Raw genomic sequence first — 11,823 nt, 5'->3', positions numbered from 1 at the left:
AGGCAGGCGAGGCCCAGGTTGTAGGGACCCAGCCCGATCGCGACGAAGTCGTGGGTGGACATGCTTCTGGCCGGCCGCGGCGAGCTCTACGCCGCCCACCTCGACCTGGTCTGCCTGCGGGCCGCCCGCCGGATCCGCGCCGCCGAGGACCGCCGCCCCGGCGCCCACCGCCGCGGCGCACCGCCGCTCGGCGGCGAGGACACCGGCCGGCTGCGCCGCACCGCCGCCGCCCTCGCCGGACGCGTCCACGAGGCCGCCAGGCTGCTGCTCGGCGCCGGCCACGCCGGGCTGACCGCCGCCGAGTTCGAGCACCTCTTCCCGGCCGCCGGCGGCTGGGGCCCGGCCGTCCTCGCGGAGGGCCTGTTCGTCGCCGCCGGGGACGGCCACCGGTTGGCCCGCGAGGACCACGCCGACTGGCTGCAGGGCCGCCACCTGGACCTCGACCGCGCCCTCGGCCTGCTGCTCGACCCGGGCCCCGCCGCCCCGGCCGCTCCGGCCGGCCACGGCGACCCGACCGGCCACGGGGTGCCGCGGCACCGGCTCGGCCCGGTCGCCGCCGCACTGCGCAGATGCGCCGAGAACGGCGAGGAGGCCGCCCTGGCCGGGCACCTGCAGCGGCTGCAGCACACCCTGGCCACCGCCGCGCCCGGCAGCGAGGCCGCCTGGTGGGCCGCCCGCCTGCTCGCCGCCGTACTGCCCGCGCTGCCCCGCCCCGGCGCCCACCGGGCGCTGCTGGCCCGGCTCGCCGGCCACCCCGCCTTCACCCCCGCCTGGTGGGCCGCCCTGCCGCTCGACCCCGCCGAGCGGATCGACCTGCTGCGCGGCCTCGTCCGCACCGAACCGCCCGGCGGGCCGTACCGGGCCGCGGCCGCCGCGCTGCTCGCCGCCGACCCGGTCACCGTGCAACCGCTGCTGTGCGCCTGGTTCGCCGACACCGGCCCGCTCGCCGACGGCACCGGCGCCACCGTCGCCGACCTCGCCCACGACCTGCTGCACGCCCACCGCAGGCTGGCCGTCGACGAGTTGACGGACACCCTGGCCGGTGCCGCCCACCCGCGGGCCGACGCCCTGCTCGCCCGGCTCGCCGAGGACGAGCCCTCCGCACTCTGCCGCGCCGTCGACCGGTGGAGCCACGACCCGCGCCCCGAACGGCACATCGCCGCCGCCGTGCACGCGCTGCGCACCGCCCCGCACGCCAACCCGGCCGGCCGGCGGCTGCTGCGGTTCACCGCGCTCACCCTGCTCGGCCGCGAGGACGAGCCCGCCCTGCACGGCGCCGCCCTCGCCCTGCTGCTGCACGACCCCGAGGACCGGGCCGCGCACCTGCCGCGCGCCCTCGACGCCTACGCCGCCGACGACCCCTTCCTCGGCGCCGCCGCACTCGCCCCCGCGCTGGACGACCACCCCGGGGCCGTGCTGGCCGCCGTCCGGGGCAGGCTCGCCGCCCCCGCCGCGCCGGTCGCCGACGGGCTGCGCCTGCTCGCCGGTGCCACCGACCCCCGGACCGTCCGCGAGGGCGTCCTGCTCGCCGCCCGTCAGCTGCGCGAACACCCCGAACGCGCCGGGCAGTTGGCCGCCCACCTGGAGGTCCTGCTGGCCGCCGGGCACGACGCCCGGCCGCTGGTCGCCGAGCTGGTCACCGCCCCCGCGACCGTCCGCAAGGTCTTCGCCCCGGTGCTCGCCGTGCAGGGCGGCCCCGACGCCGCCGCCCGGGCCGGCCTGCTGGACGCCCTGCTCGCCGCCGAACGCGACCCCGGGGTGCTCGGCGCCGTCCTCGACCGGTTCGCGGACGGCTGCGCCCGTACCGATCCGGAGCGGGCCCGCGCCCTCGTCCGCCGGATCGCCGGACGGTGGCCCGCGGCCGACGCCGCCCTCGTCCGGGCCGCCGGCCGGACGGCCGCCTTCGCCCGGCTACTCGCCGACTGGCCGGACACCGCACCGCCGCCCCCGGACGGCCCGCTGACCGCCCGGCTGCGCGAGCTCGCCGCCGCCGGCCGGGACCCGCAGTACGCCGCGGCCGAGGCCGAACGGGCCGCCGACCGCGCCGAGGCCATTCCGGTGCCGAAGCAGGGACGGGCTCATGGCACGCTATAGGGGTTCGGGTTGAGTGTTCGAGCGCCTCCCGAGGCGCGGCAGAGGAACAAGGAGCGGTCAGGTGCAGCGCTGGCGTGGCCTGGAGGAGATCCCCGGGGACTGGGGGCGCAGCGTCGTCACCATCGGATCGTTCGACGGTGTGCACCGCGGCCACCAGCTGATCATCGAGCGGGTGGTGGAGCGGGCCCGCGAGCTCGGCGCCAGGTCCGTCGTCGTCACCTTCGACCCGCACCCCAGCGAGGTCGTCCGGCCGGGCAGCCACCCGGCCCTGCTCGCCCCGCAGCCCCGCCGGGCCGAACTGATCGAGGGGCTCGGCGTCGACGCCGTGCTCGTCCTGCCGTTCACCCTCGAATTCTCCCAGGAGTCACCGGAGTTCTTCGTCCGGTCGGTGCTGGTGGACGCGCTGCGCGCGAAGGCCGTCGTCGAGGGCCCGAACTTCCGCTTCGGCCACCGGGCCGCCGGCAACGTCGCGCTGCTCACCGAGCTCGGCCGCACCGACGACTTCGAGGTCGAGGTGCTCGACCTGCAGGTGAGCGGCAGCGCCGGCGACGGCGAGGCGTTCTCCTCCAGCCTGTGCCGGCGACTGGTCGCCGCCGGGGACATGGCCGGCGTCGCCGAGGTGCTCGGCCGCCCGCACCGGGTCGAGGGCGTGGTCGTCCGCGGCGCCCAGCGCGGCCGCGAACTCGGCTACCCCACCGCCAACGTGGAGACCGTGCCGCACAGCGCCGTCCCCGCCGACGGCGTCTACGCGGGCTGGCTCACCGCCGACGGCGAGCGCATGCCGGCCGCCATCTCGGTGGGCACCAACCCCACCTTCGACGGCACCGCCCGCACCGTCGAGGCCTACGCCATCGACCGGGTCGGCCTCGACCTGTACGGCCTGCACGTGGCCGTCGACTTCCTCGCCTACCTGCGCGGCATGGAGAAGTTCGACTCGATCGAGGACCTGCTGGAGCGGATGGCCGACGACGTCAAGCAGGCCCGCGTGCTGACCGACACCGCCGGCTGACGCGCCCGAGCACGCCGCAGGCCCCCGACAGGTGCTGTCGGGGGCCTGCTTGCGTGCTGTGTGCCGCCGGGCTCAGTGCTGCGGCGGCGGGTAGCCGTACCCGGGCGGCGGGGGCTGCTGGCCGTCCTGCGGCGGCGGGTAGCCGTACCCCGGCTGCTGCGGCTGCTGCCACTCCTGCGGCAGCGGCTGCGCGCCGGGCTGGGCCTGCGGCGGCTGCTGGCCCCAGCCGGGCGGCGGTGCCTGGCCCGGCTGCGGGGTCCACGGCGTACCCGGCGCGGGCTGCCCCGGGTAGCCGTAGCCCGGCTGCTGCGGCTGCTGCTGCGGGTAGCCCTGCTGCTGGTACGGCTGCGGCTGCTGCTGCCCGTAGCCCTGCTGCTGCGCCCAGGCGGCCTGCTGGGCCTGCTGGGTGCGGGCGATGTCCTCGCCGACCAGGGTGGCCAGCTCGAAGTACGCGTCGCGGACCTTGGGCTTCATCATGGCGAGGTTGACCTCGGCGCCGGCCGCCAGGCTCTCGTCGAACGGCACCACCACGACGCCGCGGCAGCGGGTCTGGAAGTGCGCCACGATGTCCTCGACCTTGATCATCTTGCTGGTCTCGCGGACCCCGGAGACCACCGTGATGCTGCGCTGCACCAGGTCCGCGTAACCGTGCGCGGACAGCCAGTCCAGCGTGGTCGAGGCACTGGAGGCACCGTCCACGCTGGGCGTCGAGACGATGATCAGCTGGTCCGCGAGGTCCAGCACACCGCGCATCGCGCTGTAGAGCAGACCGGTGCCGGAGTCGGTCAGGATGATCGGGTAGTGCTGGCCGAGCGTCTGGATGACCTGGCGGTAGTCCGAGTCGTCGAAGGTGGTGGAGACCGCCGGGTCGACGTCGTTCGCCAGGATCTCCAGGCCCGAGTGCAGGTCCTGCGAGGTGAACTGGCGGATGTCCATGTAGCTGCGCAGGTGCGGGATGGCCGTCACCAGGTCGCGGATGGTCGCGCCGGTCTGGCGCTTCACCCGGCGGCCGAGCGTGCCGGCGTCCGGGTTGGCGTCGATCGCGATGACCTTGTCCTGGCGCTCGCTCGCCAGCGTCGCGCCCAGCGAGGTCGTCGTCGTGGTCTTGCCGACGCCGCCCTTGAGGCTGATCACCGCGATCCGGTAGCAGCTCAGCACCGGAGTCCGGATGATCTCCAGCTTGCGCGCCCGGTCGGCCTGCGCCGCCTTGCCGCCGAACTGGAACCGCGGCTGCTGGCGCTGGGCCTTCGGCTGCCCCCGCAGCAGCCGGTCCGAGGACAGCTCGACCGCGGCGGTGTAGCCCAGCGCCGCGCCGTGCGCCTGCGCCTGCTGCGGACCGGCCTGCTGGAAGGCGGCCGGGGCCTGCGGGACGCCGCCCTGCTGCGGGTACGGCTGCTGGTACGCCGGCGGCTGCGGCCAGCCGCCCGTCCGCGGGTCGACCGGCGGACCGGGCACCGGGGCGGGGCCGGGCGCCGGAGCGGGACCGGGCGCCGGAGCGGGACCGGGAACCGTCGGGGGGACACCCTGCTGCTGCGGCTGCTGCTGCCAGGGCCCCGGCTGCGGCGCACCCGTCTGCTGGTACGGCTGCGGGCCCGGCGGCACCGGCTGCTGCTGCGGGGCGTACGGACCGGGCTGCTGGGGCTGCTGAGGCTGGGTCTGCTGCGGCGCGGGCGGCCACGGCTGCGCGGCCTGCTGCTCGGGAGCAGGAGCAGGAGCAGGAACGGGAACGGGAGCGGGGGCCGGCGCGGGCACCGGCTCGGCCGGCGGCACCGCGGCGGACTGCACCTCCACCACGGGCTCGACCACGGGCTCCGCGGCCGGGACGGGAGCGGGCACCGGGGCGGGCGGCTGCTCGGCGACCGGCTGCCGGGCCGCCTCGGGCGCGTCGGGCTGCGCCGGCACGACCGGCGGCTGCTCGGCCACCGGCACCGGGGCGGGCACGGGAGCGGGCACCGGCGCCGGAGCCGACTCCGCGGCCGGCGCGGGAGCGGGCACCGGTGCGGGCGGCTGCGCCACCGGAGGCTGGACGGCGACCGGTGGCTGCACCACCGGGGGCTGCGCGGACGGCGGTGGGGACGGCGCGGGAGCCGGTGCGGGCTGCTCCGGCGCGGCGCTCTGCGTGTACCAGGACGGGGGAGCGTAGTCGGGCTCGTCCGACCAGTCGTCGTCGTCCTCCGCCGCGTTGTCGCCGACGTAGACGCCGTCCCGATCGCTGCTCACTGGGGCTCCCTCGTTTTCGTCGCCGCTGTTCGCGGTGGGTCGGGCAACAAGACTAGGACGTGATCCGCGGTCACCTGAAGGCGGTACCGGCTGCCGGACCGCGGCGGGCACGGTGGATCGTCGCACCGGGAACCGTCCAAAGGGTGAACGCCCGACGTGCGCCCTCCTGCCTCCCGTCCCCGGCCGTGACCGCTCGAAACGGTGGCGGCCGGCACGGGTGTCCGTGCCGGCCGCGGCGGGCACGGACCGTCGTCCGTGCCGTGAGGTGCTGTCAGTCCATCCGGCGGGGGCCGCCCAGCACCTGGGCCTCGGCCTCGCCCGGATTGGTCATCACGTACTGCTGGCGCATCCGGGTCGCCCACAGGGTGATGTTGTCGCCGAGGGTGGGCAGCGAGGCGACCTCCTGGTCGCCCAGCGAGAGCACCCGCGCGACGACCTCCGCCTCCTGCGGCGAGATGCGCTGCACACCGACCAGGTCGGCCGCGTTGAGCACCCGGCTCGCGTTCGGGCCGAGGTACGGCAGCAGGGTCAGCGTGGTCTGCCAGGGCGCCGCCGACAGCCGGCTGCGCGCCGGGCGGGCGCCGAGGTCACGGACGACCAGCACCGGCGAGGCGACCGAGGCGCCCTGCGGGCCGAGCCGGCCGACCTGGTGGACCGTCACGCAGGGCTGGCCGCCGCCGGCGGCCTGCGCCATCGGCGCCCAGGTCTGCGGACGGCCGGTCTCCACGGCCACCCGGGCGCCGGTCGCGGCCGCGCGCAGCGCGATGACCTGCGCCGTCCACACACCGCCCACCAGCACCACGTCGTAGGCGTGCGGGCGGAACAGGCCGATCACGGCGGGCTGCTGGTGCGGGTCGACACCGATCACCACGCCGTCGTCGCCGACCGGGAAGGACAGCGCGGCGAGGTCCTCGGTGGTGAGCACGTGCTTCTCGCGGCGCGGGCCGCGCAGGCCGAAGCCGGGACGGATCCGGGCCGGGCGGGCGGGCTCGGCGGCAGGCTGCGGCGCCTGGGTGGGGTAGGACTGATAGGCCATCAGGACGTCCCTCCCAGGGGAAGCGTGGCGAGCAGGCCCGGTGCCTGCTCCTGGTCGAGGCGGTTCAGGCCGACGCCGGCGCTCTGCGCCCGCGACTCCACCAGGCGGCCCACCTGGGCGACCTCGCTCTCGCTGCGGCCGGTCACCCGGACGTGGCCGCTGAGCGCGACCGAGCCGCCGGTGCCCCGGCTGGCGGTCAGGCTGAAGGTGCTGGCCAGCGCGGGCGTACCGGTGACCAGGTTGACCAGGTCGGGCGCGGAGATCCGGCCCGGCGCGCCGCCCGGACGGCTGAGCTGCGGCCACTTGGAGATCCAGAAGGTGCTGTGCCAGCGGTCGTCGATCCGCCAGAACTTGCTGCTCTCCTGGGTGCGGCGGGCGGCCGCACCGCCGCCGCCGCTGCCCTGGCGGCCGGCCACGGCCACCGGGTTGGCGCAGATCGAGATGGCCAGCGCGGCGATCAGCTCGCGCTCGTCCAGCACGGTGGCGGTGAACCCGGCCGCGTTCAGCCGGCCGGCCAGCTGGTCGGTGACCCGCTGGAGGGTCTTGCGGGCGCCCTCCTCGCCGCCGCCGCGGGCGAGCACCGCGGTGGACGAGGTCTCCGGGTTCAGCTTGAGCGCGACCCAGGTGAGCCGGAGCGCCGGGGTGGCCGGGCCGTCCTGCAGCTGCTGGTAGGCGCGGGCGGCCAGCGACTGGTCCGGCAGGTGCGGGGCCGGCGCGGGCTGGGTGTGCTGCACCAGCTGGACGGACTCCAGGGCGATGTCGTCGACCTGAAGGGCCGAGCAGACGATGTCGAGCGGCAGCGGCAGCGCGGTGCGGGCGGGGCGCAGCGGCTGGTCCTTCGCCTGCACCAGCAGCACCGAGGTGTAGAAGGTGCCGTCGCCGACCATGCCGGTCTCCCGGCGGATCGGACGGCCGTCGCCGAGGTCGGTCTCGGTGACGTGGGTGCAGGTACGCAGGGCCGGCTCGACCTCCAGCGCGGGGGCCAGCGCCGGGTCGGTGCCCGGCGGCGGCACGTTGTACTGCGCCTCCTTGCGGCGGGCCTTCATCGCCGAGCGGACGCGCATCGCCTCCGGCAGGCTGCGGCCGCCGAGCGGCAGCAGGGCCACCACGACGAGCAGGACGGCGGGGACGGCGAAGGCGCCGGCCATCGCCGGGGCGATCGTCCATCCGACCGCGACCAGGGCCGCGGCGACCTCCAGCAGCACCAGCTGCTGGAGCCGCAGCCGGCTGCCGAGCAGCCCGGGCCGGGGGTGGACACGCAGCGGCACCGGGGCGGTCGCGGGGGCCGCGGACCGGGCCCGACGACCGCCGGGATCGGCACCCCGGCCGTCCTGCCGGCGGCCGTGCGAGGCGCTGCGTCGAGCTGGAGCGGTCTGGCTTGGCATCCCCCGATGGACCCTCTCTGATCAGATGTCACGGCCCGGCTGGCCGGGCGGTGAACCGTACCCGTTACGGTACTCACCGTCTGCTGCGGCATCGTAGAGGGTTCGGCGCACACGGTGCCCGCCGGGTGGCAGACTCACGCACGGCGAGCGCGCGTTGACGGCAGTACGGGCGCGGACACACAGGGGAGACGGGGAGCATGGCATCACGCAGGGACGAGCTGAACGCGTACAACTTCGCGCGGCGGCGGACGGTGGGGGCGTTCCTGCAGCCCGGGGGCGGCGGCAACGACGAGGACGCGCCGCGTCCGGTGCGCGCCGTGCTGCCGAGCTTCGTCGTCGCTGCGGTCGCGGTGGCCGGCTTCGGCATGTGGGGCGTCATCAAGCCCAGTGCCCCGCTGAACTGGGACGACGGCAAGAACATCATCCAGGGCAAGGAGTCCACCACCCGGTACGTGGTGCTGGAGGACCCGCAGACGCACGAGAAGGTGCTGCACCAGGTCCTCAACATGTCGTCGGCGAAGCTGCTGCTGCCGGCCGGCTCCAAGGTCGTCCAGGTCGCCGACAAGGTGCTGGACAACTACAAGAACCACGGCGCCACCATCGGCATCCCGTACGCGCCGGACAAGCTTCCGTCGGCCGCCGACGCCGGTGAGGCGAAGCTCTGGTCGGTCTGCGACCGGCCCGGTGTGGACACCAGCCAGGCGAGCATCAACCAGGCCGTGTTCGTCGCGGCCGGCAACGAGGCGAAGACGCTGGCCGACCCGGGCATGGTGCTGCAGGAGGGGCAGGGGCTGTACGTCCAGGAGCCGCCGCTGCGCAAGGGTGACGTCGGCAGCAAGTTCCTGGTCGACATGTTCGGCGTCAAGCACGCCGTGGGCAAGGTGAACCTGGAGGGCAGCCGGCGGATCGCGCTGGAGAACGGCCTGTTCGGCGTCAACGTGGAGCCGCAGCAGGTGACGAAGGCGTGGCTGGACACCCTGGAGTCCGGCGCGGTCATCGACTTCCCGACGATCCCCGACCTGTCCTCGGCGAAGACCCGTTCCAACGTCAAGCTCACCAACACCGAAGAGGCCTTCGTCGGGCGGCTGCTGGTCTTCCAGAACACCTACTACGTGGTGGGCAAGGAGAAGCTGTTCGAGATCACGCCCTTCCAGGCCGAGGTGATCCGCAACAACCCGGACCTGCGGGCCGTGTACGGCGGTTCCGTACCGAAGGCCGCGGAACTGCCGCCGGCCGACTCCGCCGACCTCACAGCCAAGGTCAGCAAGGACATGCTGGACACGACCGACCTGCCGGACGCCAAGCCGCAGCTGCCGCTCAACACCGGCCCCAAGGGCACCCGTTCGGTGATCTGCAGCACCTTCGCCGGCTACGGCGACAAGGGCCAGCCCAAGCGCACCGTCTGGGCGCACACCGATTACCCGGCCAAGGTGCCGCTGGGTTCCGCGAGCGCCCATGTGACGCCCGGCCACGGCCTGTTGTACCGCGCGGTGGACGGCCAGGCCGGTCCGGAGACCCAGGACACCTCCGGCACCACCTTCCTGATCACCGAGACCGGTCTGCGGTACTCGCTGCAGGCCAACAACGACGGCGGCACCGGTCCTTCGCCCGCCCCGAGCGCGGGGCAGCAGCAGGCGCAGGGCAAGGACGAGGAGAACGGTTCGCAGGCCCGCCTCGGCTACAAGTCCGTTGCGCCGAGCCGGGTTCCGCTGCAGTGGTCGATCCTGGTGCCGGCCGGCGGCGCGCTCAGCTCCAAGGCGGCGGAGACCGCGCAGACCGCGTGACGTATCGTCAGTGCAGGTGTGCGGTAGGCCGTGTCATGGTCTGGTAACTACCGGTACTCCGGTGTTGGGCCGCTTGCAAACGGCGGCTAAAGTGCTGGGGACACCGCAACGTGGTGTCACCGGGTGGGCCGTATCAGGACCATCCGAAGTAATTGTCTGTCTCATGGGGGACGGTGGATCATGGCTGGTCAGTTCAAGACGACCGCTGAGGAAATGAATGCCTTCGCCAACCGCATCGGTGAGGTGAACGCGCAGGTCCAGGGCGAGATTCAGCGGCTCAACGCGCTGGTCGACTCGATCAAGGCTGGCTGGCAGGGCCAGGCGGCCCAGGCCTACCAGCAGATGCAGACCCGGTTCAACGAGGACGCGACCGCGCTCAACAAGGTGCTCGACGAGATCAAGCAGGCGATCGAGACGACCACCAAGCTCTACGCGCAGACGGAGCAGGAGCAGCAGTCCTCGATGTCCGGGCTCGGTCACTGAGTTCTCGGGTCCGCAGGACCTCGGCCGTAGTGCGGCCGGTTCGCCGGTCCGCGCAGATTCCATCGACTAGGAGACATCATGGGTGACCACATTCTCGTCAATTTCTCGACGATCCAGAACGCGTCGTCGGAGATCCGCCAGACCGCGCAGCGCATCCAGTCGCAGCTCGACGAGCTGAAGGCCGGCGTGCAGCGCATCGCCTCCACCTGGGAGGGTGCGGCGCAGGAGGGCTACCAGGCCCGCCAGCAGGAGTGGGACGCCAAGGCCGCCGACCTGCAGCAGGTCCTGGGCCAGATCGCCACCTCGCTGGACAACGCCGCGCAGAGCTACCAGTCGACCGAGTCCAAGAACACGGCCGTCTGGGGCTGAGGCCCGGCCGCCGTGCGACACGGCGACAGTGTGGGCGGGCGTCCGACCGGGCGCCCGCCCCTCGCGCGTACTGACGCGCACGGCATCGGGATCATGAGGGGAAGACAGGTGTCGTTGGGTACGTTCCGCAGGGCGGCCGCCGCGTCCGTGGTGCTGGGGGTGGTCGGCTCGCTCGTCGCGGGTCCGGCGTACGCGGCCACGCCGACGCCCGCGCCGTCGGGCTCGGACAGCGCGCCGCGCTGGTCTCCGATCGGCATAGCCGCGGCCGGCGAGTGCAAGTTCCCGTCCGAGAACGTCCAGGGCACCCCGTGGGCGCTCCAGCGGGTGCTGCTGAACGAGCTCTGGAAGAACGGCCGGACGGGCAGGTTCGCCAAGGACGGGCCCGGCGGCAAGAAGGGCGAGCCGGTCAAGGTCGCGGTGATCGACACCGGCGTGAACGACCGCAACCCGCAGCTCGCCGACAAGGTGGAGGACGGCACCTCGCTGCTGCCCCCCAAGCAGCAGGGCGAGAAGGACGACGGCAAGAACGACACCGTCGGCCACGGCACCAAGGTGGCCGGCATCATCGCCGCCAAGCCGATCACCGGGACGGGCTTCGTCGGCCTCGCACCGGGCGCCGCGATCCTCTCGATCAAGCAGAACGACGACCAGGGCAGCGGCTCCGTGCAGAGCCTGATCACCGCGATCAACCTGGCCGTGGCGAAGGGCGCCGACGTCATCAACATCTCGCAGGACGTCCGGGCGGAGGGCGACTCCAACGACTTCGCGCTGAAGGACCAGCTGAAGGCGGCCGTGGAGGACGCCGATCGCAAGGGCGTGGTGGTGGTCGCCTCGTCCGGCAACGACGGCCGCGAGGGCGACACCTTCCCGGCGGCGTTCGAGACGGTGCTGGCCGTGGGGGCCTCGGACCGCAACAACGAGCGCGCGCCGTTCTCCGAGTACGGCCAGTTCGTCGACATCGCCGCCCCGGGCGTCGACATGCTGTCGACGGTGCCGGCCGGCGGCCAGTGCGTCGACAACGGCACCAGCTTCTCCTCCCCGTACGTGGCCGGCGTGGCGGCCCTGCTGAAGGGCGCCTACCCCGACTGGACCCCGGCGCAGGTCCGGGCCCGGATCGAGCAGACCGCCCAGCGCACCCAGCGCGGCGCGAACAAGTTCATCGGCTGGGGCGTCGTCGACCCGGTCAAGGCCGTGCAGAGCGGCGACGAGCAGGCCGCCGAGCCGCACGAGGATCCGAAGCTCGCCATCGACCGGGCGCCGGTCGTGGCCCAGCCGCTCGGCCTCGCCGAGACCCAGGCGGACCGGGACCGCCGCACCGGCACCTTCGTGCTCGGCGGCGGCGTGCTCGCGGTCGCCGCGCTGGCCGGCGGCTCGGTCGTGCTGCGCGACCGCCGGCGCCGCCACGAGGGCTGAGCGCCACCGGACGGACGGAAGCGGCCCGGC

Annotated in this window: 9 protein-coding genes; 6 read left to right on the top strand and 3 right to left on the bottom strand. The window is 74.5% G+C overall.

Features of this window, described 5'->3' with window-relative positions; genetic code table 11:
• Nucleotides 1–54: 54 nt before the first annotated feature.
• Together ABZ641_RS05610 and ABZ641_RS05605 are read left to right on the top strand one after the other, a co-directional pair.
• Entirely contained in the window at nt 55–2,094 is a 2,040-nt protein-coding gene (locus ABZ641_RS05610) for a hypothetical protein (protein WP_359979408.1), read from the top strand.
• Between the two features lie 61 nt (nt 2,095–2,155).
• Complete coding sequence (locus ABZ641_RS05605; RefSeq protein WP_344627243.1) at nt 2,156–3,103, top strand: bifunctional riboflavin kinase/FAD synthetase; 948 nt, start codon at nt 2,156–2,158, stop codon at nt 3,101–3,103.
• Between the two features lie 72 nt (nt 3,104–3,175).
• Here ABZ641_RS05605 and ABZ641_RS05600 read toward each other — a convergent pair whose 3' ends face one another.
• The 3 genes from ABZ641_RS05600 to eccE all read right to left on the bottom strand — a co-directional run bounded on the left by ABZ641_RS05600 (nt 3,176) and on the right by eccE (nt 7,627).
• Nucleotides 3,176–5,323 (bottom strand): MinD/ParA family protein, encoded by a 2,148-nt coding sequence (locus tag ABZ641_RS05600; protein WP_359979405.1) that lies wholly within the window; start codon nt 5,321–5,323, stop codon nt 3,176–3,178.
• 271 nt (nt 5,324–5,594) lie between these two features.
• Nucleotides 5,595–6,359 (bottom strand): hypothetical protein, encoded by a 765-nt coding sequence (locus ABZ641_RS05595; protein ID WP_344627245.1) that lies wholly within the window; start codon nt 6,357–6,359, stop codon nt 5,595–5,597.
• Nucleotides 6,359–7,627: a type VII secretion protein EccE gene (gene eccE, locus ABZ641_RS05590; RefSeq protein WP_359979403.1), complete on the bottom strand. Its 1,269-nt coding sequence runs from the start codon at nt 7,625–7,627 to the stop codon at nt 6,359–6,361. The genes ABZ641_RS05595 and eccE overlap by 1 nt, the downstream gene beginning before the upstream one ends.
• 314 nt (nt 7,628–7,941) lie before the next feature.
• On the opposite strand from eccE, the gene ABZ641_RS05585 reads away from it, so the two are divergent.
• The 4 genes from ABZ641_RS05585 to mycP all read left to right on the top strand — a co-directional run bounded on the left by ABZ641_RS05585 (nt 7,942) and on the right by mycP (nt 11,793).
• Entirely contained in the window at nt 7,942–9,528 is a 1,587-nt protein-coding gene (locus tag ABZ641_RS05585; protein WP_359979400.1) for a type VII secretion protein EccB, read from the top strand.
• A 180-nt stretch (nt 9,529–9,708) separates the two neighbouring features.
• Entirely contained in the window at nt 9,709–10,011 is a 303-nt protein-coding gene (locus ABZ641_RS05580) for a WXG100 family type VII secretion target (protein ID WP_344627248.1), read from the top strand.
• Between the two features lie 78 nt (nt 10,012–10,089).
• Complete coding sequence (locus ABZ641_RS05575; protein WP_344627249.1) at nt 10,090–10,380, top strand: WXG100 family type VII secretion target; 291 nt, start codon at nt 10,090–10,092, stop codon at nt 10,378–10,380.
• Between the two features lie 108 nt (nt 10,381–10,488).
• Nucleotides 10,489–11,793, top strand: a complete 1,305-nt coding sequence (gene mycP, locus ABZ641_RS05570; RefSeq protein WP_344627250.1) for a type VII secretion-associated serine protease mycosin — start codon at nt 10,489–10,491, stop codon at nt 11,791–11,793.
• Nucleotides 11,794–11,823 lie beyond the last annotated feature (30 nt).

It is taken from the genome of Kitasatospora sp. NPDC007106 (assembly GCF_040634455.1).
Taxonomy (GTDB): Bacteria; Actinomycetota; Actinomycetes; order Streptomycetales; family Streptomycetaceae; genus Kitasatospora; species Kitasatospora arboriphila.
Note: the sequence above shows the minus strand (reverse complement) of the source record. Positions and strands in the feature narration are given on the sequence as shown.